This is a genomic window from Caballeronia sp. GAFFF2 (assembly GCF_023631485.1).
In the GTDB taxonomy this organism is placed as follows: Bacteria; Pseudomonadota; Gammaproteobacteria; order Burkholderiales; family Burkholderiaceae; genus Caballeronia.
This window is the reverse complement of the sequence record NZ_JALQDA010000004.1, coordinates 17,359-42,277: the sequence shown is the minus strand read 5'-3', so window position 1 is coordinate 42,277 and position 24,919 is coordinate 17,359. Positions and strand designations below refer to the sequence as shown.

At 61.6% G+C, this 24,919-nt stretch carries 22 protein-coding genes; 3 read left to right on the top strand and 19 right to left on the bottom strand.

Features of this window, described 5'->3' with window-relative positions:
- Positions 1 to 39 precede the first annotated feature (39 nt).
- A complete protein-coding gene (locus NCT04_RS01885) occupies positions 40 to 1,011 on the bottom strand; it encodes a LysR family transcriptional regulator (protein WP_244826978.1) in 972 nt (323 codons plus the stop codon).
- Between the two features lie 372 nt (positions 1,012 to 1,383).
- Here NCT04_RS01885 and NCT04_RS01880 point away from each other — a divergent pair, with 372 nt between their 5' ends.
- Entirely contained in the window at positions 1,384 to 2,772 is a 1,389-nt protein-coding gene (locus NCT04_RS01880; RefSeq protein WP_250462980.1) for an MFS transporter, read from the top strand.
- Positions 2,773 to 2,795: 23 nt separating this feature from the next.
- Here NCT04_RS01880 and NCT04_RS01875 read toward each other — a convergent pair whose 3' ends face one another.
- A complete protein-coding gene (locus tag NCT04_RS01875; RefSeq protein WP_250462979.1) occupies positions 2,796 to 4,679 on the bottom strand; it encodes an ABCB family ABC transporter ATP-binding protein/permease in 1,884 nt (627 codons plus the stop codon).
- A 215-nt stretch (positions 4,680 to 4,894) separates the two neighbouring features.
- On the opposite strand from NCT04_RS01875, the gene NCT04_RS01870 reads away from it, so the two are divergent.
- Positions 4,895 to 5,290 carry an acyl-CoA thioesterase gene (locus NCT04_RS01870; protein ID WP_244826974.1) on the top strand — a complete coding sequence of 132 codons (396 nt, stop codon included), beginning with the start codon at positions 4,895 to 4,897 and terminating at the stop codon, positions 5,288 to 5,290.
- Positions 5,291 to 5,305: 15 nt separating this feature from the next.
- On the opposite strand, the gene NCT04_RS01865 is transcribed toward NCT04_RS01870, so the two are convergent.
- Positions 5,306 to 5,785, bottom strand: a complete 480-nt coding sequence (locus NCT04_RS01865) for a nitrate reductase associated protein (RefSeq protein WP_244826973.1) — start codon at positions 5,783 to 5,785, stop codon at positions 5,306 to 5,308.
- A 203-nt stretch (positions 5,786 to 5,988) separates the two neighbouring features.
- On the opposite strand from NCT04_RS01865, the gene fdhD reads away from it, so the two are divergent.
- Positions 5,989 to 6,816 carry a formate dehydrogenase accessory sulfurtransferase FdhD gene (gene fdhD, locus NCT04_RS01860; protein WP_250462976.1) on the top strand — a complete coding sequence of 276 codons (828 nt, stop codon included), beginning with the start codon at positions 5,989 to 5,991 and terminating at the stop codon, positions 6,814 to 6,816.
- Positions 6,817 to 6,843: 27 nt separating this feature from the next.
- On the opposite strand, the gene NCT04_RS01855 is transcribed toward fdhD, so the two are convergent.
- The 16 genes from NCT04_RS01855 to NCT04_RS01780 form a co-directional block, all read right to left on the bottom strand.
- Complete coding sequence (locus NCT04_RS01855) at positions 6,844 to 7,608, bottom strand: enoyl-CoA hydratase (protein WP_250462974.1); 765 nt, start codon at positions 7,606 to 7,608, stop codon at positions 6,844 to 6,846.
- A 56-nt stretch (positions 7,609 to 7,664) separates the two neighbouring features.
- A complete protein-coding gene (locus NCT04_RS01850) occupies positions 7,665 to 8,864 on the bottom strand; it encodes an acetyl-CoA C-acyltransferase (protein WP_250462971.1) in 1,200 nt (399 codons plus the stop codon).
- A 27-nt stretch (positions 8,865 to 8,891) separates the two neighbouring features.
- A complete protein-coding gene (locus NCT04_RS01845) occupies positions 8,892 to 11,321 on the bottom strand; it encodes a 3-hydroxyacyl-CoA dehydrogenase/enoyl-CoA hydratase family protein (RefSeq protein ID WP_250462968.1) in 2,430 nt (809 codons plus the stop codon).
- A gap of 372 nt (positions 11,322 to 11,693) precedes the next feature.
- Positions 11,694 to 13,481 (bottom strand): acyl-CoA dehydrogenase C-terminal domain-containing protein, encoded by a 1,788-nt coding sequence (locus NCT04_RS01840; protein ID WP_250462965.1) that lies wholly within the window; start codon positions 13,479 to 13,481, stop codon positions 11,694 to 11,696.
- Positions 13,482 to 13,550: 69 nt separating this feature from the next.
- Entirely contained in the window at positions 13,551 to 14,228 is a 678-nt protein-coding gene (locus tag NCT04_RS01835) for a TetR/AcrR family transcriptional regulator (RefSeq protein ID WP_244826967.1), read from the bottom strand.
- A 293-nt stretch (positions 14,229 to 14,521) separates the two neighbouring features.
- Entirely contained in the window at positions 14,522 to 15,799 is a 1,278-nt protein-coding gene (locus tag NCT04_RS01830; protein WP_250463024.1) for a phospholipase D-like domain-containing protein, read from the bottom strand.
- Entirely contained in the window at positions 15,799 to 16,275 is a 477-nt protein-coding gene (gene nudB / locus NCT04_RS01825) for a dihydroneopterin triphosphate diphosphatase (RefSeq protein ID WP_250462963.1), read from the bottom strand. Before nudB ends, NCT04_RS01830 begins: the two co-directional genes overlap by 1 nt.
- A gap of 110 nt (positions 16,276 to 16,385) precedes the next feature.
- Positions 16,386 to 18,188, bottom strand: coding sequence for an aspartate--tRNA ligase (gene aspS / locus NCT04_RS01820; RefSeq protein ID WP_250462960.1), 1,803 nt, complete (start codon positions 18,186 to 18,188; stop codon positions 16,386 to 16,388).
- A gap of 98 nt (positions 18,189 to 18,286) precedes the next feature.
- A complete protein-coding gene (locus NCT04_RS01815; protein WP_244826964.1) occupies positions 18,287 to 18,949 on the bottom strand; it encodes a DUF502 domain-containing protein in 663 nt (220 codons plus the stop codon).
- Positions 18,950 to 19,102: 153 nt separating this feature from the next.
- The gene (locus tag NCT04_RS01810) at positions 19,103 to 19,492 is read right to left on the bottom strand and encodes an FmdB family zinc ribbon protein (protein WP_250462957.1); all 390 of its coding nucleotides are present in this window, start codon (positions 19,490 to 19,492) and stop codon (positions 19,103 to 19,105) included.
- 134 nt (positions 19,493 to 19,626) lie between these two features.
- Entirely contained in the window at positions 19,627 to 20,235 is a 609-nt protein-coding gene (locus NCT04_RS01805; RefSeq protein ID WP_250462954.1) for a class I SAM-dependent methyltransferase, read from the bottom strand.
- Positions 20,232 to 21,809, bottom strand: a complete 1,578-nt coding sequence (gene ubiB / locus NCT04_RS01800; RefSeq protein WP_250462951.1) for a ubiquinone biosynthesis regulatory protein kinase UbiB — start codon at positions 21,807 to 21,809, stop codon at positions 20,232 to 20,234. Before ubiB ends, NCT04_RS01805 begins: the two co-directional genes overlap by 4 nt.
- Before the next feature lie 21 nt (positions 21,810 to 21,830).
- Positions 21,831 to 22,523, bottom strand: coding sequence for a ubiquinone biosynthesis accessory factor UbiJ (locus NCT04_RS01795; RefSeq protein WP_244826960.1), 693 nt, complete (start codon positions 22,521 to 22,523; stop codon positions 21,831 to 21,833).
- A gap of 124 nt (positions 22,524 to 22,647) precedes the next feature.
- Complete coding sequence (locus NCT04_RS01790) at positions 22,648 to 23,652, bottom strand: Tim44 domain-containing protein (protein ID WP_250462948.1); 1,005 nt, start codon at positions 23,650 to 23,652, stop codon at positions 22,648 to 22,650.
- A 25-nt stretch (positions 23,653 to 23,677) separates the two neighbouring features.
- Complete coding sequence (gene ubiE, locus NCT04_RS01785) at positions 23,678 to 24,409, bottom strand: bifunctional demethylmenaquinone methyltransferase/2-methoxy-6-polyprenyl-1,4-benzoquinol methylase UbiE (protein ID WP_244826958.1); 732 nt, start codon at positions 24,407 to 24,409, stop codon at positions 23,678 to 23,680.
- Between the two features lie 94 nt (positions 24,410 to 24,503).
- Positions 24,504 to 24,914 (bottom strand): gamma-butyrobetaine hydroxylase family protein, encoded by a 411-nt coding sequence (locus NCT04_RS01780; RefSeq protein WP_250462945.1) that lies wholly within the window; start codon positions 24,912 to 24,914, stop codon positions 24,504 to 24,506.
- Positions 24,915 to 24,919 lie beyond the last annotated feature (5 nt).

Here is a 24,919-nt window from a genome sequence, read left to right as displayed (position 1 = left end):
TCATTCGATCATGCGTTTCTTGCATAACGTAGCAAACGCTTATCCACCGGGCTTTTGCGCCGATGCATCGAGCACTTCTTCGCCTACTGCATCCCATAGCGCGCGGATCAACGCCTGACGCGGTTCCTCCCCTTGAGCGGCCAGTTTGTCGCGGTAGAGGCGGATCTCCATCGTCAGCGTGAACTGACCGGCGCTCGTGCCGCGTGTTCCCCTGTCGAGCCGGATCAGCTTGCCTTCTTCCACTGCGTCTTCGACCGCGCTGTGCGGCAGGAACGCGACACCGTGACCGGCAAGCGCCATTGCCTTGAGGCCTTCGGCCATGTCGGTCTCGTAGACCTTGTCGAGATAGAGGCGCGTGGGCGCCGTCGCGATGATCACCTCCGTCATGCGGCCGAGATACGCGTTCTGCGTGTAGGACAGATACGGCGCGGGCGCATCCGCGCTTGCGGGCAGCGTGTAGCGCGCGCGTCCGCCCTTGTTGGGCGCGGAGAACGGACTGATCGGCTCGCTACCGAGCGTGAGCATGTCGTAGCGCGCGGGATCGAGCGCGACGGGATGACTCGGATGGTGATAGCCCATCACGAGATCGCAGCCGCCTTCGACGAGCGACAGCACCGCGTCGTGCACGTTGAGCGCGCGCAAGCGTGTGCGGATGCGCCCGAGCCGCGCTTCGACGTGTTCGAGCCAGCGCGGGAAATAAGTCAGCGACAACGTGTGCGGCACCGCGAACTCGATGGTCGCCGCGGGCACGCCGCCTTGACCCCGCAGCAGCATGCGGGCTTCGTGAAACTGCGAAAGCATGGCGAGCGCTTGCTCGTAGAAGACCTGACCGGCTTGCGTGAGACGCGTCGGATACACCGAACGGTCGATGAGCTCGGTGCCGAGCCACGCTTCGAGCGCCTGGATGCGCCGCGAAAACGCGGGCTGCGTGATATGCCGAAGTTCTGCCGAGCGGCTAAAGCTGCGCGTCTCCGCGAGCGAGACGAAGTCTTCGAGCCATTTGAGTTCCATCGTGGATGAGCGCCTTGCGCGCGCTATGCGGCGAAGAAAGCATTTTATAGGGATGCGCCCTGCACGCCCCATGAACCTCACGCAAGCGCGACGCACCATACCCATGCGGCTCGCGCACGAACGCGGTGCCGCAGCGCGCGCCTCGTCGCGTGGACATAAGGCGGGCAAGCGGCTCGCAGCGTAAGCGGCACATGCCCTCAAGCCTCGCCGATAAGGGCGTCGCGCAGCCAGCCGATTGCGCACACATTTCTTTGGCATGGTGCTTGCAAATTTTCCTGGTCCCGCTCAAGCCGATTGCTCGCCTATGCGCTGCCTGCTGATCGGTCAACCAGGCAGAAGCACTTCGCCACACGCCTACATCTGGAATTCGCAATGTCCAATCTGATCGCATCGCTCAAGAGCGGCAACTGGCGCTCGCTGCTCGCCTGTTTCCTGTACTTCGATACAGGCTTCACCGTCTGGGTGCTGTATGGACCGCTCGCGCCGTTCATCGGCCGGGACATCGCGATGACAGCGGCGCAGCAGGGCTTTCTCGTCGCAGTGCCGGTGCTCGCGGCGGCGATTCTGCGCGTGACGCTCGGCAACCTCTATCAATCGACCGATGGCCGTCGCGTCGCGCTGATGGGCGTCGTGCTCTCGTCGATTCCGTCGATCGTGCTGCCGTTGTTGCCCGGCGCGCCGTCGTATGCGCTCTTGCTCGTGCTCGGCGTGTTCCTCGGCATGGGCGGCGCGAGCTTCGCCGTCGCGTTGCCGATGGCCGGCAGCAACTATCCGCCGAAGGTCCAGGGGCTCGTGCTGGGTCTCGCGGCTGCGGGCAACATCGGCGCGGTGCTCGACGGCTTCCTGTTCCCGCATCTCGCCGATGCCTTCGGCTGGCAGCTCGCCACCGCCGCAGCACTGCCGTTGCTCGCGCTGACCGCCATCGCGCTGTACGCGTGGGCATCGGATCTCGGCGAGAAAAGCGGCAGCACATGGCGCGCGCTGTCGAGTTTCGCGGTGACGCTCGTGAGCCTCATCGTGCTGGTGCTGGCGGTGAGCGGCGGCGTCTTCGGTGCAGGACGCACAGGCGTGTTGCTGCTGCCGGTGATAGGCGCGATCATCGCCATCGCGGTGTTGCCGGGCCGGTATCGCACCGTGCTGCGCGAGCGCGATACGTGGGTCATCATGCTCATCTACAGCATCACGTTCGGCGGCTTCGTCGGCATGTCGTCGTATGTGACGCTGCTGCTTACTTCGCTCTATCAGATGCCCAAGCTCGAAGCCGGGCTTTTCATGTCGCTGCTCGCGTTTCTCGGCGCGATCGTGCGGCCCTTTGGCGGCTATGTCGCGGATCGCGTGACCGGTGTGCGTGCGCTGCTCGTGCTGCTTGCCGTGATCGCCGTGGGCGACTTTGCCTTTGCCATCTGGATGCCGCCTGTCGCCGGCGGTCTGGCATTGCTGATCTGCCTGTATATCGCGTTCGGGCTTGGCAACGGCTCGACGTTTCAGCTCGTGCCGCATCGCTGGAAGGGCAAGACGGGCTTGCTGTCGGGGATCGTAGGCGCGGCGGGCGGTATCGGCGGATTCTATCTGCCGGTGGTGATGGGCATTGCGAAGGAAAGCACCGGCAGCTATCAGATGGGCTTCGCGACTTTCGGCGTGATCGCTACGTGCGCGTTCGGTGCGCTGTTCGTGCTGCGCGCGCAGTGGCTGCGCTGGTCATCGACGGCGGCGCTCGGGGCCGAAGGCATGGCGATGAACGGCGCGCATGCGATGGAGTAGCGCGCATTCCGAGGCGAGGGCGATCAAACCCCCGCCGTATCCCGCTGCCCCATCGCGGCGACATCATCGCTGCCGCGCTGCTGCTGAAGCGCCCACATTTGCGCGAAGAGACCACCCGCACGCAGCAGTTCCGCGTGCGTTCCGCGCTCCACGATGCGCCCGTGATCCATCACGATGATCTGCTGCGCATGCACCACCGTCGAAAGCCGGTGCGCGATGATGAGCGTGGTCCGCTCGCGAGCGATGTTATCGAGTTCATGCTGGATCGCGCGCTCGGACTTCGAATCGAGCGCGGAAGTGGCTTCGTCGAAGATGAGGATCGGCGGATTTTTCAAAAGCGTGCGCGCGATGGCCACGCGCTGCTTCTCGCCGCCCGACAACTTGAGGCCGCGTTCGCCGACCGGCGTGTCGTAACCCGCGGGCAGCGTTTCGATGAAGTCATGGATATGCGCCGCGCGCGCCGCCGCGATCACTTCGTCGCGCGATGCAGTGGGCTTTCCGTAAGCAATGTTGTAGTAGATCGAGTCGTTGAAAAGCACGGTGTCTTGCGGCACGATTCCAATTGCCGCGCGCAACGAATCCTGCGTCACGTCGCGAATGTCCTGACCATCGATCAGAATGCGGCCGCCCGCCGCGCGGTCGAGATCGTAGAAGCGAAACAGCAGCCGTCCCAGCGTCGATTTACCGGAGCCGCTATGACCCACCACCGCCGTCGTCGTGCCAGCGGGAATGGCGAAGTCGATGCCATGCAGGATGGGCCGCGCCGCCTCGTAGGCAAAGTTCACGTTCTCGAAGCGCACCGCCGCGCCCTTCACCGCAAGCGGCCGCGCATCGGGCGCGTCCGGCACTTCGCGGCCCGCGCCGAGCAGCGTGAACATGCGATCGGTATCGGTCAAAGCCTGCTTCAATTCCCTGTACACCACGCCGAGAAAGTTCAGCGGAATATACAACTGCAACATGAAGGTGTTGATGAGCACGAGGTCGCCGAGCGTGAGCCGTCCGGCCATGACGCCTTGTGTCGCGCGCCAGAGAATGAACACGAGCCCCGTGCCGATGATCGTCTGCTGCCCGAAGTTGAGCATCGACAAGGAACGCTGCGACTGGATCGCCGCCGTTCTATAGCGCTGCAAATTCTCGTCGTAGCGGCGCGCTTCCCACTCTTCGTTGCCGAAGTACTTCACCGTTTCGTAGTTGAGCAGGGAATCTATCGCGCGGGCGTTCGCCTTCGAGTCGAGATCGTTCATCGTGCGGCGAAAATGCGTTCGCCATTCCGTCACCTTCACAGTGAACACGATATACGTCACTAACGCGATGAACGTGACGATGGCGTAATACGCTTCGTACTTCGTCGCGAAGAAGGTGAGCACGAGCCCCACTTCGACGAGCGTCGGCAGAATGCTGTAGAGCGAATACGACACGAGTTGCTGAATGCCGCGCGTGCCGCGTTCGATATCGCGCGACATGCCGCCCGTTTGCCGCTCCAGATGAAAGCGCAGCGACAGCGCGTGCAGATGCCGAAACACCTTGAGCGCAAGCTGGCGCACCGCGCTCTCCGTGACCTTCGCAAAGAGCAGTTCGCGCAGTTCGGTGAAAATCGAAGTCGACAGCCGCACGAGCGCATAAGCGATGACCAGCAACCCGATTCCGCTAATCAGCACGAGCCCCGGCGCGTCCTGCGCGCGGCCAAGCGCGGTGAGATGCTGCACGGACGAGAGGCTATCGACGATATGCTTCATCACGATAGGCACGCCGAGGTTCGTCACCTTCGCACCGATGAGACACGCAAGCGCGAACGCCACGCGCACCTTGTACGTGGCGAGGTAAGGCAACAGCGAGCGGATCGTCTGCCAGTCGCGGCGCGAGCCCTTGGCAGGCGCGTCCGTCTCTCTCGTGGGGATGCGGCGCATGAGTCGTATTTTTCGGGCGCCTTCGGGCACGTTGCGCGGGGGCGGCGTTTCAGACGCTTGGGGGTTCTTGCGGGAGCGCGATCTACGCGTGCTATCCCGGTACAATTCGCGAGACTCGCTGGCTTGCTGCTCGCGAGTCATCTATACATATGCATTGTCGCAGAAGGTTCAAGGCCCCGCTCACGGCCGCTGCGACGCAACACCGGACCCTTTCCATGCCCCAAGAATCCAGTCTTCCCCAAAAGCCGGTCGCCCTGCGTGTCGTTCCGCAGCCCGCCGACGCCAACGTGCACGGCGATGTCTTCGGCGGCTGGATCATGGCGCAGGTGGATATCGCGGGTTCCATTCCCGCGAGCCGGCGTGCGAACGGACGCGTGGCGACCGTCGCCGTGAACTCGTTTCTGTTCAAGCATCCGGTATTCGTCGGCGATCTGCTGAGCTTCTACGCGGACATCGTCAAGACGGGCAACACGTCGGTGACGATATCCGTCGAGGTCTATGCGCAGCGCATGAGTCTCGCGGAAGAAGTGGTCAAGGTGACGGAGGCGACACTGACCTATGTCGCCACGGATCGCGATCGTCGCCCGCGCGTGTTGCCCGCGCTCGATTGACCTTCTCGCAGACGTCTATTCGGTCAGGCCGAATTCGCGCATGGCCGGCAAGAAGTCGTGATTGAGTTTGTCTGCGTTGCGCGAGAGCTTGGCTAGCGCGTAACGCTGGAAGCGATCGAGCTTGCCCCAGCGCGACAAGCTCGGCGCGCTCACACCAGCTAGACTGCTCTGACGAATCACGGATTCAGGCACGGCATCGGCATGTGCCCAGACGGGATCGGTGTCGCGCTCGATTTGTTCCGGCGTGGCATTGGCATGTGTTTTCAGCATCTCCTCGAGCGCGAGATCGAAGTTCTTTTCGAGTTCCGCATCGTCTTCCACGGGAAAGCGTGCAAGCAACGCGCGATCTTCATACGGAAGCTGTTGCCATTCCTCGAGCGCGATACGCATGCCAAAGCGATCCAGATTGAAGCGCACGGCAAGCGGAATAAAACGCAAGTTGTCCGAGGATTCAACCTCGAAGCCGAAGAGACGAGCGGCGTCGTAAAGTCCCATGACGTTAGCCTCGTTGGATTGAGGGGCGCGCGCGGCGCGCATCGCCCGCTTAAGTTATTGTAGGGCTCTGAATCTGGCTGGAACCGTTGCAAATGAACCGCTGGCGCGCGCTTTAGAAAACGCGGACAGCATGACATGGCAGCAAGTGTCATACCCACACTTTACTTGAACGCGGCGGCCATGCGGTAAAGAAGGAGCAGCAAGTGAGTCGACTCGATACCGACGATCAACCCGGCTATGTCGAACGCAACGTGCGCAGACATCGCAAGGGCGAGAGCGCGATCGTCACGGATAACGTGGGCCAGGAATGGCCCGTTGCGCTCGTCTACAACGGCATTTCGCACGCGGTCATGATGTGCACGCCGCGCGATCTCGAAGCCTTCGCGGTGGGCTTCTCGCTGACGGAAGGTATTGTCGAGCGGGGCAGCGACATTCACGACATCGAAGTCTATTACCGCGATGAAGCAGACGCGCTGCCTCATGCCGAAGTGCACTTGCAAGTCGTGCAGCAGGCGTTCGTTTCGCTGAAGGACAAGCGGCGCGCATTGGCGGGCCGCACGGGTTGCGGCGTGTGCGGGATCGAGAGTATCGACTTGCTGGATTTGCAGCCCGAAGCCGTGCCGGATACCGGCTTTCTCGCGAAGCTCGCGCCCGGTGCCATCGAACGCGCCGCGCGCGATCTGCCCGCGCATCAGCGGCTGACGAAGCTCACCGGCGGCCTGCACGCCGCTGCATGGTGCGACGAAACAGGCGCGGTGCTGCACGCGTTCGAGGATGTCGGCCGCCATAACGCGCTCGACAAACTCATCGGCCATCTCGTGCTGCAGCGTGTGGACACGACGCAAGGCTTCGTGTTTCTGTCGAGCCGCGCAAGCTACGAACTCGTGCGCAAGTCGGCGCGCGTCGGCGTGCCGATGATCGCGACTATCTCCGCGCCGACTTCGCTTGCCATCGCCATCGCGAAGAAAGCGAGCCTGAGGCTCGTCAGCTTCGCGCGCGAAAACAGCTTCGTCGAGTACGACGCGGATTGAACGCGCTTCAGGCGTTTTGCGCAGGCTTTATTCGAACGCGCTGAAGTTCGGTTTGCGTTTCTCGAAGAACGCCTGAAACGCCTCACGCGCTTCCGGCGCGGCGAGCATGCGCGCAAAGTGCCCCGCTTCCTCGCCCATGCGCGCGGTGACTTCCGCCGCCTGTGCGCCCTTCAGCAAGGACTTGGTCGTGCGCAGCGACGACGCCGGCAACGCGGCCAGCTTCCTCGCCTTGCCAAGAGCGTAGGCATCGAGTTCGGTGGCAGCGAGCACGCCGTTGATAAAGCCCATTTCGGTGGCTTCCTTGACATCGAATGCTTCGCCGAGCAGCAGCTTTTCCGCCGCACGCTGGTATCCGGCGATACGCGGCAACAATAGACTCGATGCCGCTTCCGGACACAAGCCGAGCTGCACGAACGGCAGCGAGAACTTCGCGCCCTCGGCCGCGTAGACGAGATCGCAATGCAGAAGCATCGTCGTGCCGATACCTACCGCCACACCCGATACCGCCGCAACCACCGGCTTCGGCATCGCGCTCAGGCGGCGCAGGAATTGAAACACGGGCGCGTCCTGGTCTTTGGGCGGATCGTTGAGAAAGTCTTCGAGGTCGTTGCCCGCGCTAAAGGCGCCGCCGTTGCCGCGAATCAGCACGGCGCGCACGGAAGGATCTTTCTCGGCTTCGTAAAGACCGTCGGCCATCTCCTGATACATCGCAGCCGTGATCGCGTTCTTCTTCTCGGGGCGATTCAGCACGATGCAGAGCACGCCATCCGCGCGTTCGATGAGAATCTCCATCTTCCGTCTCCTGTCGTATGGTCCGCCAACTCTCGACGCGCTGGCGGACCACGTCATCACAGCCGCTCGATGATGCCCGCAGCGCCCATTCCGGTGCCGACGCACATCGTCACCATGCCGTACTTCAGATTGCGGCGGCGCAGGCCATGTACGACGGTCGCCGCGCGAATCGCGCCGGTCGCGCCGAGCGGATGCCCGAGCGCAATCGCGCCGCCGAGCGGATTGACCTTCGAAGGATCGAGCCCGAGGTCCTGAATCACCGCGAGCGACTGCGCCGCGAATGCCTCGTTGAGTTCGATCCAGTCGATGTCATCCTGCTTGAGACCGGCGGCCTTCAATGCAGCGGGAATCGCTTCCTTCGGCCCGATGCCCATGATCTCCGGCGGCACGCCGCGCACTGCAAAGCTCACGAAGCGCGCGAGCGGCGTGAGGTTGAATTGCTTCAACACTTTCTCCGACACGACGATCAACGCGCCCGCGCCATCGGAAGTTTGCGAACTGTTGCCCGCCGTCACCGAGCCCTTGTTCGCGAACACCGCGCGCAGCTTCGCGAGACCTTCGACGCTCGTATCGGCGCGCGGACCTTCGTCTAGCGCGATCTCGCGGGCATTCACGCGCACTTCGCCCGAAGCGAGATCGGGGAAGCGTTCGTTGAGCGTGTAAGCCGCGATTTCATCGGCGAATTCGCCCGCCTTTTGCGCCGCCAACGCACGCCGATGCGACTCCGCCGCGAACGCGTCCTGCGCCTCGCGGGTCACCTTCCAGCGCTCGGCCACGCGCTCGGCGGTCAGCCCCATGCCGTACGCAATGCCGACGTCCTCATTGCGATCGAAGATATGCGGCGACAGCGACGGCTTGTTGCCCATCATCGGCACCATGCTCATGGACTCGCAGCCGCCTGCGATCATCGCGTCGGATTCGCCCACGCGGATGCGGTCCGCGGCCATCGCGAGCGCCGTCAGACCCGATGCGCAGAAGCGGTTCACGGTCACGCCGCCGACCGTGTTCGGCAGACCCGCGAGCAAGGCGCCCATGCGCGCGACGTTCAGCCCTTGCTCGGCTTCGGGAATGGCGCAGCCGACGATCGCGTCTTCGATCACGCTCGTGTCGAGTCCGGGCACTTGCGCCACAGCCGAGCGGATGGCGTGAACCAGCAATTCATCCGGGCGCGTGTTCTTGAACACGCCGCGCGGCGCCTTGCCAATAGGCGTGCGGCTCGCGGCGACGATATATGCGTCTTGCAATTGCTTGCTCATTATTTGCAGCTCCAATAGGTCGCGTGTTCAGTTACGAACCGGCTTGCCGGTCTGCAGCATGCCCATGATCCGTTCCTGCGTTTTCTGCGTGCCGAGCAACTCGACGAACGCGCGGCGTTCGAGCGCAAGCAGCCATTCTTCATCGACGAGACTGCCGGCTTCGACGTCGCCGCCGCACATGGCTTCCGCTATGCGGCTCGCGATCAGATAGTCGTGCTCGCTGATGAAGCGGCCATCGCGCATGTTGACGAGCGACGCCTTGATGGTCGAAATCGCCGAGCGGCCCGCCACCGGCACCTGTCTCACGCGCAAGGGCGGGCGGTAGCCGGTATCGGCGAGCGCGCGCGCTTCCTTCTTCGCGATGTCGAGCAACTCGTGCACGTTGAAGACGATGGTGTCCGTGGGCTTGAGATAACCCATCGCGCGGGCATCGAAAGCGGAGGTGGAAACCTTCGCCATCGCGGCGTTCTCGAACGACTTCTGCAGGAACTTGAGCAGATCGGTCGTTGCGTTGACGGCGTTCGCGGCATCGGCGGCGCGCAACGCGGCTTCCTTCAGGCCACCGCCCGCAGGCACGAGACCCACGCCTACTTCGACGAGACCGATATAGCTTTCGACGTGCGCCACGCGCTTGGCCGAATGCAGCAGCAACTCGCAACCGCCGCCAAGCGCGATGCCCGACACGGCCGCGATAACCGGCACATTCGCGTACTTCACGCGCAACATGCCTTGCTGGAACTTCTTCACGAACGGGTCGATACCCTTCGCGCCGCCCATCATGAACGCGGGCATGGCTTCCTCGAGATTCGCCCCCGCCGAGAACGGACCGCCCGGCGCGCCGAGCGCAAGCGAAGTCGGCTGCCAGATCACCACGCCGCGATACGCTTTCTCGGCGAGTTCGATGGCTTGCGTGAGACCGTCGATCACGCCCGGGCCAATGGTGTTCAGCTTCGTCTTGAACGACACGATGACGACATCGCTTTGCTCGTCATCGAGCCAGGCGCGCACGCTTTCGGTTTCGAAGAGCGTCTTGCCGAAGGTCTTGGGATCGGCGCCGGTCTCGCCGACGAGCGGCGCGCGAAATACTTGCTTCTCGTACACGGACAAGCTCGAGCGCGGCACGAAGCGGCGTTCCCGCGGCGACCACGAACCTTCGCTCGTATGCACGCCGCCTTTTTCCGCGACGGGACCGTCGAGCACCCACGCGGGCAGCGGCGCTTTCGAGAGCGCCTTGCCTGCATCGATATCTTCCTGCACCCACTTCGCGATCTGCTGCCAGCCCGCGGCTTGCCAGCTTTCGAACGGCCCTTGATTCCAGCCGAAGCCCCAGCGAATGGCGAGATCGACGTCGCGCGCGTTATCCGCGATCGATTCGAGATGCACCGCGATGTAGTGGAACACGTCACGGAAAATGGCCCAGAGGAACTGTGCCTGCGGATTGTCCGTCTCGCGCAGCAGCTTGAAGCGCTCGGCGGGCGGACGCTTCAGAATGCGGCCGACGAGTTCATCGGCCTTCGCGCCGCCATCGACGTATTGCGCGGTCTTCGGATCGAGCACCTTGATCGCGCGCCCTTCCTTGCGATAGAAACCGGCGCCCGTCTTCTGGCCGAGTGCGCCGTTTTCCACCAGTTTCGCGAGCACGGGCGGCGTGGCGTAGATGGGCAGGAAGGGATCGTCCGGCAGGTTGTCCTGCATCGTCTTGATGACATGCGCCATCGTGTCGAGACCGACGACATCCGCGGTGCGGAAGGTGGCGGACTTGGCGCGACCGAGACGCGAACCCGTGAGGTCATCGACCTGATCGAAGCGCAGACCGAACTTTTCCGCTTCGGCGATCACGGCGAGAATCGAGAACACGCCGACACGATTCGCGATGAAGTTCGGCGTGTCTTTCGCGCGCACCACGCCCTTGCCGACCACGCTCGTCAGGAAAGTTTCGAGTTGATCGAGGATATGCGGTTGCGTGGTTGCGGTCGGAATAAGTTCGACCAGATGCATGTAGCGCGGCGGATTGAAGAAATGCACGCCGCAGAAGCGCGCCTTGAGTTCATCCGAAAAGCCGTTCGACAGTTCCGTGATCGAGAGGCCGGACGTATTGCTTGCGAAGATGGCGTGCGGCGCGATGTGCGGCGAGACCTTCTTGTAGAGATCGTGCTTCCAGTCCATGCGTTCGGCGATGGCTTCGATGACGAGATCGCACTCGGCGAGTTTGGCGATATCGTCTTCGTAGTTAGCCGGCTCGATGAAGTTCGCGTCGTCCTTGATACCGAGCGGCGCGGGCGAGAGCTTCTTGAGATTGTCGATGGCTTTGAGCGCGATGCCGTTCTTGGGACCTTCCTTGGCTGGCAGATCGAATAGCAGCACGGGTACGCGAGCGTTGATCAGATGCGCGGCGATTTGCGCGCCCATTACGCCGGCGCCGAGCACGGCGACTTTGCGAATGTTGAGAGTGCCCACGAATAAGCCTCCAAAAAAAGGGGTTGTGCGCGACTTGTATCGAATGGCTGCGCGCTACCCAATGAGCGCCAAAACTAATGAACAAAACACGTTAGTCATTGGAAGTGCTCAATGGGCCTGTGATAAATAGCGGGAAACCGGTTGTTCTTCAGAAGGCGGGCTCGCCCTGAGATGAACCTGAGGCGTTGGACATTGGGAGCGCTCAAAGGGTTTGTGGTGAATAGCGGGGAACCAGTTGTGCTTCAGAAGCGGGTTCAGAAGCTGCTTTCTTTGGTGACTTTCTTTGCTGCTGCAAAGAAAGTTACCCCTCCGCCGGGGAGGCGGCTACTGCATGTAACCGCACGAAAGCAGCACAGGCTCCCCTAAAACAAATCAAAACAAAGCCTCGTCGTAATCCATCATAGGCTTGGCCCCCGCGCGAGCAGCACGAATAGTAGAGGCTGTCTCGGGCAGCAGCTTGGCGAAGTAAAACCGCGCAGTAGCGAGCTTGGCCTTATAAAAAGCATCGTCAGAAGAAGCGTTATAGAGCGCCACCCGAGCCATCCGCGCCCAAAAATAAGAAAACACCAAATGCCCGACCGTACGCAGATACGGCACCGCAGCCGCGCCCACTTCATCGGGATTCTGCATGGCTTTCATGCCGATCTCCATGGTGAGCTTCTGCACCTTGTCGCCGATATCCGCGAGCGGATTGATGAACTCCTGCATCTCCGGCTTAACGCCCTCTTCCTCGACGAAATCCGCGACCAGCTTGCCGAAGCGCTTCAACTTCGCGCCCATGTCGCCGAGAATCTTGCGGCCGAGCAGATCGAGCGCCTGAATGGAATTCGTGCCTTCGTAGATCATGTTGATGCGCGCATCGCGCACGTACTGCTCCATGCCCCATTCGGAGATGAAGCCATGACCGCCGTAAATCTGCATGGCCATGTTCGTGCCTTCGAACGCGTTATCGGTGAGAAACGCCTTGATGACGGGCGTGAGCAACGCGACTAAATCCGCCGCCTCGCGACGCACCGCTTCATCCGCATGCGAAAGTTCCTTGTCGATATTGAGCGCCGCCCAATAAGCAAACGCGCGCCCCGCTTCGGCATAGGCTTTTTGCGTGAGCAGCATGCGCCGCACGTCCGGATGCACGATGATCGGATCGGCCGGCTTCTCCGGCGCCTTCGGACCGGTGAGCGAGCGCATCTGCAAGCGCTCTTTTGCATAGACGAGCGAGTTCTGATACGCGACTTCGGTGAGACCAAGACCCTGCATGCCGACACCCAGGCGTGCCGCGTTCATCATCACGAACATGGCGTTCAAGCCCTTGCTCTCTTCGCCGACGAGCCAGCCCTTCGCGCCATCGAGATTGATCACGCAGGTGGCGTTGCCGTGGATGCCCATCTTGTGTTCGATCGAACCGCACTTGACGCCATTGCGTTCGCCCAGTGCGCCGTTCGCGTCCGGCACGAACTTCGGCACGATGAAAAGCGAAATGCCCTTGGTGCCGGCAGGTGCGCCAGGCAGACGCGCCAACACGAGATGGACGATGTTCTCCGCCATGTCGTGCTCGCCGCTCGAAATGAAGATCTTCGTGCCGGTGAGCGCAAAGGAACCGTCGCCGTTCGGCTCGGCCTTCGTGCGCAGAATGCCAAGGTCGGTGCCGCAATGCGGCTCGGTCAGACACATTGTCCCGGTCCATTCGCCCGAAACGAGCTTCGACAGATACGTGCTCTTTTGCTCCGGCGTGCCATGCGCGTGCAGACATTCATACGCGCCATGCGAGAGACCGGGGTACATCGTCCAGGCCTGATTCGCGGAGTTGAGCATTTCGTAGAGCGCGTTGTTCACGAACGCGGGCAAGCCCTGTCCGCCAAACTCGGGATCGCAGCCGAGCGCGGGCCAGCCCGCCTCGACATACTGGCGATACGCCTCCTTGAAACCGGCGGGCGTGCGCACGACGCCATCGCCTTCATACGTGCAGCCCTCGCGGTCGCCACTCTGGTTGAGCGGAAAGACGACTTCGGCGCAGAACTTGCCGGCTTCTTCGAGCACCTGATTGATGGTGTCCGCGTCGAGATCGGCGTGCTTCGGCATGTTCTTCAGTTCTGCTTCGACATCGAGCAATTCGTGCAGCACGAACTGCATGTCGCGCAACGGGGCGGCGTACTGTCCCATGAGTCTCTCCAGTTTCTTCGGGCTTCTCGTCAGGCGCCGCCAAACCGTTGTGCGATTCGTGCGGCGCCGCTAACGGCTATCGGGTTGTGGTGAAGCTAAAGTCGCCGTGGCGCCCACGCTTGCCGCGATACTGCTGTGCACGCGCGCGGTCGATTCCGGCGACTGATACGAATCGATCGTTTTTTCCAGCGCATCCCGCGTCAGTTGCACGGCTTCCGGCAAGTGAAGGAAGCGCGCGTCGTGATGCAGGCCGAGCGTGAAACTGTACAACTCGAAGAGCATCAGTTGCGGATCGGTATCCGGCTTCAAATGCCCCTCGTCCTTCGACTGGCGAATTGCGCGCAAGAGCGCCTCTCGCCAGGTCGTCACGCTGCTTACCAGTTGCTCTCGCACGGCGCTCGCCGCGCGGTCGTCGTACTCCACCGCGCCGCTGATATAGATGCAGCCCGTGGTCACCTCCTGGATGCGCTTTTCCATCCAGCGATCCATCATGGCGCGCAGCCTCGGCAATCCGCGCGGCTCTCGCAGGCTCGGGAAGAACACTTCGTCCTCGAAGCGGCGGTGATACTCGCGTACCACTTCCACCTGCAAATCTTCGCGCGATCCGAAATGCGCAAACACTCCGCTCTTGCTCATTTGCATCCGCTCGGCCAGCAACCCGATGGTTAGCCCTTCCAGCCCGTCCCGGCTCGCCAATTCAAGCGCTGCGTCGAGAATCGCGGCCCGCGTCTGTTCGCCTTTTCGCATGATGTCTCTACCGTCCTCTCGTGACCCGATTTAAAACGAACGGCCGTTCTATTATTATGGCCAGTCGCCAATGAAACAAGAAAATTATTAGAAAACCGTTTCTAACCCGCCGCCAACGTCAATAGGATAAGTCTCAACATTAGCCGCTCGATTGTCCCTTTTTAATTGATAACTGCATGCTAGTGACTGCCCGAGTTCCCATTTTCTGAACCGGTCATGTTGCGGTGCATGAAGGAACAATTTGCTGCTGGTCAGCAGCAATCTACACGAATCGGGAGCCGAAATCGTAGTGATCAGTCGTATTGACCGATCGTGATGATTTTCATCATCAGACGATACGTGTTGTAGGCAAACCAGCTCAGCATGCGCTCGGTGACGGGGCGCACGGCGTAATGCTTCTGGTCGATAGGACGGCCTTCGTCGAAGGCGTTGAGGATGGCGTCGTGCAAACCGGCGATTTCCGGGTGATTCACGAGCACCATGTTGGCCTCGTTGTTCAAGACGAGACTGAGCGCGTCTAAATTGGAGGAGCCGATGGTTGCCCAGTCGGAATCCACGACGGCGACCTTGCCGTGAAGCATGGTTTTCTCATATTCGGCGATACGCACGCCGTGCTTGAGCAGGTTGCCATAGAGAAACGGCGTGGCGTAGTCGAGCGCCACGAATTCCTTGCGGCCAATCAGCAGTGAAACGCGCACGCCGCGCCGTGCCGCATACACGAGCGCACGCCGCAGTTTCCGTCCAGGCATGAAGTAAGGATTCGCGAGCAGCACTTCGCTTTCCGCATGCGAGATGGCACGCAGATACGCCTTCTCGATAGCTCGCCGGTTCAACAAATTATCGCGCGCGACGAAAGCGACGCACGGCTGATCGACGGCGTGGATTTCGCCGAGCTGGGCGCGTTTGCGCGCGCGCATCGAACGGCGCGCGCTCCAGCGGCTTTGCTGCGGCTCGGGCTCGCATCCCGGCTGGCGCGGCTGACGCGGTTTCACGCCAAGACGAATACGTTGCCATTGCAAATCGATCGCTTCGCCTACGTCCTTCACCACCGGACCTTGCGCTTCCATCGCGAAGTCCCAGCGTGGTTGTTCGAGGCGCGTGCCGTTCTGATCGTAATCGTCGACGATATTGATGCCGCCGCAAAACGCGTAAGTCTCGTCGACGATCGCGAGCTTGCGATGCGTGCGCGACCATCCTTGCGGCCCGAACAAAAGATGCGGATTGTAAATGCGATGCTCGACGCCGCTTTCCTTCCAGAGCGTGAACATCGGCAGTTTGCTGTCGGTGCCGATGCCATCGGTGATCACGCGCACCGTCACGCCGCGTTGGGCCGCGCGCACGAGCGCATCGGAGACGGCGCGGCCGATGTCGTCGTTGGCGAAGATATACGTTTCCAGCGACACCGACGTGCGCGCATTGTCGATGCGCTCTATCAACGCCGGGAAGAACTGCACGCCGCACTTGAAGATACGAACGTGATTGCCCGACGTGAAGCACAGACGCGACGGCCGACGGCCCGAGAAAAGCGCCTCGCGCAGCCGCTTGAATTTGCGTCGCGGGCGAATGTCCATCACCGGCTATGCGCCGCGAGGCGCTCGGGCAATTGCAGAATGGCTTCGCGGTTCGACCACGAGAAGCAGCGATCCGCGGCTTCGCGCAGAGGCAGCCACAAGTGTGAAGTGTGTTCGCGCGGCGCGAGTGTCACTTCGAGACAGTGCGGCACGAGCAGGCTGAACTGGTGTTCGGTATTGTGCGTGACGCCTTCGGCATAGCGATGCCGCCACCGCGGATAAATCTCGTACTGAATGCTGTGATTCCAGTCGAGCAACGCGTTCTCCGGCACGAGCGGACTGCCGATCACAATCCCCGTTTCCTCTTGCACTTCGCGCGCGGCGGTCTCGGCAAGCGGCTCGTCGATTCGGTCCTTCGAACCCGTCACGGACTGCCAGAAGCCCTCGTGATCCGCGCGTTCGATGATGAGCACATCGAGCGTTGGCGTGTGAATGACGACGAGTACGGATTCAGGGATTTTCGGCGGCTTGAGCATGACGATTTATGCGCGCGTTTCATTGTGTGCCTCTATGGCGAATGACTGTAACGCAAAAACGGAAAAAGGCGCACTTGGCGCCTTCTTCATCGTGCTGTAGCGAACGCGCGTTACTGCGCCTTCTGCTCCGGCTGACGCAAGCGAATATGCAACTCGCGCAACTGGCGCTCGTCCACTTCGCTCGGCGCTTGCGTGAGCAAGTCCTGCGCACGCTGCGTCTTCGGGAACGCAATCACGTCGCGGATGGAATCGGCGCCGGACATCAGCGTGACGATGCGATCCAGACCGAACGCAATGCCACCATGCGGCGGCGCGCCGTACTGCAACGCGTCGAGCAGGAAGCCGAACTTCAGGCGCGCTTCTTCAACGCCGATCTTGAGCGCGCGGAACACCTTGCTCTGCACGTCTTCTTGGAAGATCCGCACCGAGCCGCCGCCGATTTCCCAGCCGTTTAGAACCATGTCGTACGCCTTCGCGAGACAGCGGCCCGGATCGGTTTCGAGATATTCGAGATGCTCGTCCTTCGGGCTCGTGAACGGATGATGCGCGGCCACGTAACGGTTCTCGCCTTCGTCGTATTCGAACATCGGGAAGTCGATCACCCACAGGGGCTTCCAGCCCGTTTCCAGCAGACCCGTGGACTTGCCGAATTCCGAATGACCGATCTTCAGGCGCAGCGCGCCGAGGCTGTCGTTCACGACCTTCGCGCGATCCGCCGCGAAGAAAACGATGTCGCCGTCTTGCGCGCCGGTACGCTCGAGAATGGCTGCGAGCGCTGCGTCATGCAGGTTCTTGACGATCGGGCTCTGCAGGCCGTCACGACCACGCGCCTTGTCGTTGACCTTGATCCACGCAAGACCCTTCGCGCCGTAGATACGCACGAATTCCGTGTAGCCGTCGATATCGCCACGCGAAAGTTCGCTGCCCTTCGGCACGCGCAAGGCGGCCACGCGGCCGTCTTTCGAGTTGGCGGGCATGCTGAACACCTTGAAGTCGACGTCCTTCACCGCGTCGGTGAGATCCGCGAATTCCAGCTTTACGCGCAGGTCGGGCTTGTCGGAGCCGAAACGACGCATGGCTTCCGAGTACAGCATGACCGGGAATTTCTCGGGCAGCGCGACGTCCATCGTCTCCTTGAAGACGTGGCGGATCATGTTCTCGAACAGATCGCGAATTTCCTGTTCCGTCAGGAACGAGGTTTCACAGTCGATCTGCGTGAATTCCGGCTGACGGTCGGCGCGCAGGTCTTCGTCGCGAAAACACTTGGTGATCTGGTAGTAACGGTCGAAGTTCGCGACCATCAGCAATTGCTTGAACAATTGCGGCGATTGCGGCAGCGCGAAGAATTGACCCGCGTTCACGCGCGACGGCACCAGGTAATCGCGCGCGCCTTCGGGCGTGCTCTTGGTCAACATCGGCGTTTCGATGTCGATGAAACCTTGCGCGTCGAGATACTTGCGCACTTCGATCGCCACGCGATAACGCAAACGCAGGTTCTTCTGCATCTGCGGACGACGCAGGTCGAGCACGCGATGCGTGAGGCGCGTGGTTTCGGAGAGGTTGTCGTCGTCGAGCTGGAACGGCGGCGTGACCGATGCGTTCAGCACGGTCAGCTCGTGGCACAGCACTTCGATCTTGCCGCTCGTCAGATTGGTATTGATCGTGCCTTCCGGACGGTTGCGTACCACGCCCTGAACGCGCACGCAGAACTCGTTGCGCACGCCTTCGGCCACCTTGAACATATCGGCGCGGTCCGGGTCGCAGACGACCTGAACGAGCCCTTCGCGATCGCGCAAGTCGATGAAGATAACGCCGCCGTGATCGCGGCGGCGATGCACCCAGCCACACAGCGAAACGGTTTGGCCCAGCAGGGCCTCGGTCACCAGACCGCAGTATTCAGATCGCATCGACATGATGTTTGTGTCTTTCGTTGTTCGTTGATCAACGGCTCGCGCGCTGTGGTCATGTTCTTGATTGACTGACTGACTCACGTTTGGCGCGCGTGCCGGCATTACATCGGCGGCTCGGTGGGGCGGCGGGCAGGCGCGACCGGGATCGGTGCGCTCGGCGCCGGGGCTACCACGCCCATCGAGACGATGTACTTCAGTGCGGCGTCGACGGTCATATCCAGTTCGACGACTTCGCTTTTCGGCATCATCAGAAAAAAGCCGGAGGTCGGATTCGGCGTGGTCGGCACATAGACGCTCACGTGATCGCCCTCCAGATGATTCAGGACGTCGCCACCCGGAATGCCCGTCAGGAACCCGATGGTGTAGGAGCCCTTGCGCGGATATTCGATGAGCAACGCCTTGCGAAACGCATTGCCGCTCGACGAAAGCAGCGTGTCCGACACTTGCTTCACGCTCGTGTACAGCGGGCCGACCACCGGAATGTGGCGCACGATGGCGTCCCACCACAATACGAGTTTCTGCCCGATGAAGTTCTGCGTCAGCAAGCCGACGATAAAAATGAACGCGATGGTCAGTACCGCGCCCAGTCCAGGCAAATGGAAACCGAAGATGCGCTCGGGCTGCCATGATTCGGGCAACAGGAGCAGCGTCTGATCCATGGTTCCGATGACGAGGCCGAGCACCCACAGCGTGATGGCCAAAGGCACCAGCACGAGCAGGCCAGTCAGAAACACGGATTTCAGCGTAGTCTTTTTTGTCGTCACGTTGTAGTCGCTAAGGTCTTAGCCGAAGGTTGCACCGTTTCAGTTGGAAACGGCTGGCGGATGCCCGAATCGACGAGCGCGACAGCGATATTCGCCCGGAGATGCCGGACGGCATGCATATCGCGCAATGGCCGCGCTCTTGCGTTCAGCCGCTCAGGCCGCGCCCGACGTGGATGTGCCGGAAGAAGGCGTACTGCTTGCGGGCTTCGACGCTTCCGAGGACGACGCCTTCGCGCCGGCGTCATTCGAAGCGTTTGCATTGCTTGAACTGCCAGCTTCCGACGAAGCCGCGGGCGCATCCGAAGAGCCGTTCTCCGATTTGGCGGGCGCCGCCGCGTCCTTGGCCTTGCCGCCGTTATTGCCGCCGCGAAAATCGGTGACATACCAGCCCGAACCCTTCAACTGGAATCCGGCGGCAGTGACCTGTTTCGAAAACGTGGCCTGTCCGCAAGCGGGACATTGCGTGAGCGGTGCGTCGCTCATTTTCTGAAGCACGTCTTTTTCGTGGCCGCAGGAGGCGCAGCGGTACGCGTAAATCGGCATGGTGCTATCCCTACAATGATCTGTCGACGCTTGCAAAGCCTTGAATTATAGCCGCAAACAGATTTTGACCCGCGATTTTCGGGGGTTTCCGGCTACGACTTCCTGCCGCTAAATGGAGGCGTCGATGCCGAATTTCAAGCGCGCCGCCAGGTCATCCAGCGTTCGCGTCCGGCAAATACGGGAATGGAGTCTCGAACTTCCCGCTCGTCGATGAGTTCGAAGTGCGGCGTAAGAAGCGCGTGAAGTTCATCGCGTTCGATGCCGAACGGCGGGCCTTTCGGCGTCGCGCCGAGGAAATAGAAGCCCGCGAGAAGCGCGCCGGATTCGAGCAAATCGGCCATGCGCTGCGCGTAATCGGCCCAGCAGTTTTTCGGCAGCGCGCAAAGAAACGCGCGCTCGTAGATCCACGCGGGCGAAAACGGCGGCTGATACGCGAAGAAATCCGCCTCTTCGACGTTTTTCCCATACGCGCCCAGTTGCGCGCGTGCCGTTGCGACGGCGACCGGCGAGAAGTCGATCGCGCGCACCGTCCAGCTTCGCTCGGCCAGATAAAGCGCTTCATACGCGCTGCCGCAACCGGGAATCAGCACATTGTGCAGAGCGCGCGACGCCGCAAACGCCTTGAACGCCTCCTGAACGCCCGCCTGATCCCACGGCATGAAACGCCGGTCGAAGCGTTCGTCCCAGAAATCAGGCGAATTGGGATCGCGATGATCGAAAGTTGGGACGTTGGGATCGCTCATCCGCCGTGCCCCAGCCACAACTGGGCGATAACCACGCCCGCACCCGCCATGGCAACGAGTCCGACCGCGAGCAGCGTAATCAGCAAGCGGTTCGTGCGCTTTTGCTCCGCTAGCAAGAGGCGCATGGTTTCGTCGCTGCTGCCTTTGGGCGCGTCGTGATGCTCGGCCAGAAGGTGATGAATCAGGCGCGGCAACTGCGGAATAGTCTTGCTCCATTGCGGCGCTTCTAACTGCAGACGTTCGTACCAGCCGCGCCAGCCGATCTGTTCGTTCATCCAGCGTTCGAGATACGGCTTCGCGGTCTTCCACAGATCGAGTTCAGGATCGAGCGAACGGCCCAGGCCTTCGACGTTCAGCATCGTCTTCTGCAAGAGCACGAGTTGCGGCTGAATCTCGACGTTGAAACGACGCGACGTCGAGAAAAGCCGCATCAACACCTGACCGAGGGAAATATCCTTGAGCGCGCGATCGAAGTACGGCTCGCACACGGCGCGGATCGCGCTTTCCAGTTCCTCGACGCGCGTGCTCGGTGGCACCCAGCCGGATTCCAGATGCAGCGTGGCGACGCGATGATAGTCGCGCTTGAAGAACGCCAGAAAGTTCTGCGCGAGATAGTTCTTGTCGAAGTCCGACAGCGCCCCGACGATGCCGAAGTCCAGCGCGATATAGCGCCCGAAGGTTGCCGGATCGAGGCTCACCTGGATATTGCCGGGGTGCATGTCGGCGTGAAAGAAGCCATCGCGGAACACTTGCGTGAAGAAAATCTCCACGCCTTCGCGCGCCAGCTTCGGAATATCGACGCCCGCCGCGCGCAGCGTTTCAACCTGGCTGATCGGCACGCCGACCATGCGCTCCATCACGAGCACCGTGGGCGCGGACAAATCCCAGTACATTTCCGGCACGAGCAGCAGATCGAGACCCGCGAAATTGCGCCGCAACTGACTGCCGTTGGCGGCTTCGCGCATGAGGTCGAGTTCGTCGTGCAGATACTTGTCGAATTCGGCGACGACTTCGCGCGGCTTCAGCCGCCGTCCGTCCGGCCACAGGCGTTCGGCCCACGTCGCGGCATCGCGCAGCAATCCGAGATCCGAATCGATCACCGGCAGCATGCCGGGGCGCAACACCTTCACGGCGACCGACTTGCCCGCGTGCTCGCCGTGCTTGATTTTCGCGAAATGCACTTGCGCGATGGAAGCCGACGCCACCGGCACGCGCTCGAAATCGTCGAACAACACTTCGATAGGCGCACCCAGCGATTTTTCGATGATCTCCATTGCCACCGCCGAATCGAAGGGCGGAACCTGATCCTGCAGCTTGGCGAGTTCATCCGCGATATCGACGGGCAGCAGATCGCGCCGCGTCGACAACACCTGACCGAACTTGACGAAGATCGGGCCGAGACTTTCCAGTGCGAGGCGCAGCCGGATGCCACGCGCCACTTCGAATTTGCGGCCGAACGTCGTGATGCGCATGAGATAGCGCACGCGACGATCGTTGATGCCGCTCATCACCAGCTCGTCGAGCCCGAAGCGGACAATCGTGAAGAATATTTTGAGGAAACGCAGAAAACGCATATTCGGTTTCGCTTCAGCTCGTTATTCGCGCGAGTCGCGCACGGACTCGCCACCGGGCCGCGCTGAGGCGCCGCGTTCCGGTTGTCGTCTTTCCAGTCTTTCGATGCGCTTTTCGAGGCGCGCCAGGGCGTCGCGCGTCGCGGAAAGCTCGGCGTTGAAACCGTCGAGCGCGCTTTTGCGTACGAGTTGCGGACGTTCATCGAGCAGATATTCGGCGACCGTATCCAGCAGATTGCGGCCGGTGCGTTGCGCCTGCTCCTGAACCGTCCGCGCGATTCGCCCGACGCGATGCGCGGGCGCGTCGCCGATGACGCGCGCCAAATCCTCTTCCGGGTCCCAGCGCAAGTTTTCGGCGAGTTTGGCGAGCGTCGTGGCGAATTCGGCATCGCCTTCGATTCGAACGTGCTTCATCACGGCCGCCTGGCCGCCTTGCAGGAACGCGGGCAACGCGTCGAGCGGAACCGCGATGGTGACATCGAAACGCCCGGCTTCACCTTCGCTCGTCGCGGCAAAGAGACCGCCCGGTTGCACCACGAGCGCGATGGGAACAGGTCCGCAAGTCAGCTTGACGCACTTGCCGGCGTAAGGCTTGACGCGTTCGAGCGCCCACGGCTCGCGCACGAGCAGATGGTTCACCACGGCCGAGAAGGCGCCGGATGCGGTCTTGAAGGCAGGATTTACTGCAAAACGGGCGGATTCGTCTGCGTTCGTCATCGGCTCTGAGATGAAAAAACCCGCGCCAGCGGTGACCGGCGCGGGTTTCTATTCTACCTTCGCAACCGGCGTGATACCGGCCGCCGCCCCCGGTCTTTCGACCGGGCGCAATTGGATCGACAACTTAACTGACTTGCTGAATACCTGCCAGCAGCCAGCCTTCGTTGCCCGTCTTCTGCTTCGAGAGATTCCACACTTCGACGAACGGTTCGGCCGCTGAACCCTCGGACTCGCGAATGAGGCCGTGGAAACGCACGCTTGCCAGATACTCGTTCGCGCGGTCTTCGACGCCGAGCAGATCGGCATTGAGTTGCACGACGTCTGTACGGTTCGGTGTGCTGCCGCGCGCATCGACGTCGAGTTTCACTTCGGCGAACATTTCGGGCGTCGTGAACTCGCGGATGTCGTTGACATTGCCGCGATCCCACGCGTCCTGCAGGCGCACGAAGTAGACCTTTGCGTTGCGCACGAACGCTTCCGTGTCAAAGCCGGCCGGCACGTTCGGGTTTGTCACCGGCGGCTGGTTCGGCGAATCGATATAAGTCGCGCCGAGGCTCGTGGAACGCGGCGTTTGCGGCGGCTCCTGGTTCAAGTCGGTACGCGCCATTGCGCCGTAAGGCGACGCCGCGCCCGAAGCGCCGGCGTATGCGGGCGTGTTGCCCTGATTCGCTTGACGGCGGCGCATGAAAAAGCGGAACAGCATGACGGCCGCGAGCACGATCAAGCCGATGATGATCATATTGGCCATGGCGCCGGCGAAGGCTTCGCCCAAGCCGAAGTGCGACAACAGCGCCGCGATGCCGAGACCCGCCGCCAAACCTGCGAGCGGTCCGAGCCAGCGGTTACGTGCCGGTTGCGCGGCCGCCGCCGCGGCGGGCGCGGCCGGTGCGCGCTGAGCTTGCGCGGCCTGGCCTTGCTGCATGGACTGTGACGGCGGCGTCGCCTGATGCTGCTGCGTGGCCGTTGCCGACTGACGGCCCATGCTGCGGCCGCCGCCCATGCGACGGGCATCTGCATCTTCAGTGTAGATTGCGCCAACCGTGATAACGCCAGCGAGCGCCAAGATTCCGGCCTTCCTGAAAATGCTGCTCAGGAAACCCCGGGATTGGGGTATGCGCGAATCGGACATTTCGAATCCTATTAAGAGTGGAACACTAAAATTTGGTCCCGACGTGTAACGCTACCACGCCACCTGACAAATTGTAATATTCGACTCGATCCAAGCCAGCTTGTTCCATCATTGTTTTTAAAGTTTCCTGGTCGGGATGCATGCGGATGGATTCGGCAAGGTAGCGATAGCTGTCCGCATCTTTCGCGACTTTCTCTCCAAGCCACGGCAAAATCTTGAAACTGTAGATATCGTACGGCTTCTTCAGCGGCTCCCAAACCTTCGAAAACTCCAGAACGAGCAACCGGCCACCGGGCTTCAGCACACGCTGCATTTCGGCAAGCGCGCGCTCTTTGTGGGTCATGTTGCGTAGACCGAAGGCGACTGTAACCACATTGAAATAATTGTCCGGGAAAGGAATCTTCTCGGCGTCGCACAGGAGCGCGGGCGTAATCACGCCTTTGTCGACCAAGCGGTCGCGCCCGACGCGCAACATCGATTCATTGATGTCCGTGTGCCAGACTTCGCCGCTTTCGCCCGCTTGCCTTGCGAAAGCCATCGCCAGATCGCCCGTGCCGCCTGCCAGATCCAGCACCTTGTAGCCCGGCCGCACTCGCGCCTGCCCGATCGTGAAGTGCTTCCAGATCCGATGCAGTCCGCCGGACATCAGGTCGTTCATCAAGTCGTAGTTGCCCGCGACGGAGTGGAACACGCCCGCCACTTTCTTCGCCTTGTCCTGCTCGTCGACCGTTTCGTATCCGAAGTGGGTCTTGCTCATCGCGCTGATTCCTCGCCTGTCGTTTGTCGTGTACCCGCGCAAGCATCGCGCCGGGTCCGCGGCGTTATGCCGCGTATTTGGATTGAGTTCGAGTTTAGTGGCAATGCCCGCCGGACGCCTTCGCCGTCATGGGCGCGTCGCGGTCGAGGCCGGCAGCTTCCAGTTTCGCCAGATACTCGTGCCACAAATCGTCCTGCCGCGTCGCCAGGTTGTGAAGAATGTCCCAGGAATAGATACCGGTATTGTGCCCGTCCGAAAAGTTCAGCTGCAGCGCGTAGTGACCGACCGCATCGACGCCGATCAGCGTGACATCGCGCTTGCCGGTTTGTAGCGTTTCCTGGCCGGGACCGTGGCCCTGAACCTCGGCGGAAGGCGAATAAACGCGCAGCAGTTCGAATGGCACGCGATACGACGTGTCGTCCGCATATTGCAGTTCGAGCACGCGGGATTTCGAATGCACGACGACGTCGGTGGGAATCGGCGTCGTGGAAGTGAGTCCGCTCATGGGGA

Bases quoted from the DNA above. Each gene is read 5' to 3' on its own strand.
- NCT04_RS01885 (WP_244826978.1), bottom strand. From the start codon at position 1,011: ATGGAACTCAAATGGCTCGAAGACTTCGTCTCGCTCGCGGAGACGCGC.
- NCT04_RS01880 (WP_250462980.1), top strand. From the start codon at position 1,384: ATGTCCAATCTGATCGCATCGCTCAAGAGCGGCAACTGGCGCTCGCTG.
- NCT04_RS01875 (WP_250462979.1), bottom strand. From the start codon at position 4,679: ATGCGCCGCATCCCCACGAGAGAGACGGACGCGCCTGCCAAGGGCTCG.
- NCT04_RS01870 (WP_244826974.1), top strand. From the start codon at position 4,895: ATGCCCCAAGAATCCAGTCTTCCCCAAAAGCCGGTCGCCCTGCGTGTC.
- NCT04_RS01865 (WP_244826973.1), bottom strand. From the start codon at position 5,785: ATGGGACTTTACGACGCCGCTCGTCTCTTCGGCTTCGAGGTTGAATCC.
- NCT04_RS01855 (WP_250462974.1), bottom strand. From the start codon at position 7,608: ATGGAGATTCTCATCGAACGCGCGGATGGCGTGCTCTGCATCGTGCTG.
- NCT04_RS01850 (WP_250462971.1), bottom strand. From the start codon at position 8,864: ATGAGCAAGCAATTGCAAGACGCATATATCGTCGCCGCGAGCCGCACG.
- NCT04_RS01840 (WP_250462965.1), bottom strand. From the start codon at position 13,481: ATGGGACAGTACGCCGCCCCGTTGCGCGACATGCAGTTCGTGCTGCAC.
- NCT04_RS01835 (WP_244826967.1), bottom strand. From the start codon at position 14,228: ATGCGAAAAGGCGAACAGACGCGGGCCGCGATTCTCGACGCAGCGCTT.
- NCT04_RS01830 (WP_250463024.1), bottom strand. From the start codon at position 15,799: ATGGACATTCGCCCGCGACGCAAATTCAAGCGGCTGCGCGAGGCGCTT.
- nudB (WP_250462963.1), bottom strand. From the start codon at position 16,275: ATGCTCAAGCCGCCGAAAATCCCTGAATCCGTACTCGTCGTCATTCAC.
- aspS (WP_250462960.1), bottom strand. From the start codon at position 18,188: ATGTCGATGCGATCTGAATACTGCGGTCTGGTGACCGAGGCCCTGCTG.
- NCT04_RS01810 (WP_250462957.1), bottom strand. From the start codon at position 19,492: ATGCCGATTTACGCGTACCGCTGCGCCTCCTGCGGCCACGAAAAAGAC.
- NCT04_RS01805 (WP_250462954.1), bottom strand. From the start codon at position 20,235: ATGAGCGATCCCAACGTCCCAACTTTCGATCATCGCGATCCCAATTCG.
- ubiB (WP_250462951.1), bottom strand. From the start codon at position 21,809: ATGCGTTTTCTGCGTTTCCTCAAAATATTCTTCACGATTGTCCGCTTC.
- NCT04_RS01795 (WP_244826960.1), bottom strand. From the start codon at position 22,523: ATGACGAACGCAGACGAATCCGCCCGTTTTGCAGTAAATCCTGCCTTC.
- NCT04_RS01790 (WP_250462948.1), bottom strand. From the start codon at position 23,652: ATGTCCGATTCGCGCATACCCCAATCCCGGGGTTTCCTGAGCAGCATT.
- ubiE (WP_244826958.1), bottom strand. From the start codon at position 24,409: ATGAGCAAGACCCACTTCGGATACGAAACGGTCGACGAGCAGGACAAG.
- NCT04_RS01780 (WP_250462945.1), bottom strand. From the start codon at position 24,914: ATGAGCGGACTCACTTCCACGACGCCGATTCCCACCGACGTCGTCGTG.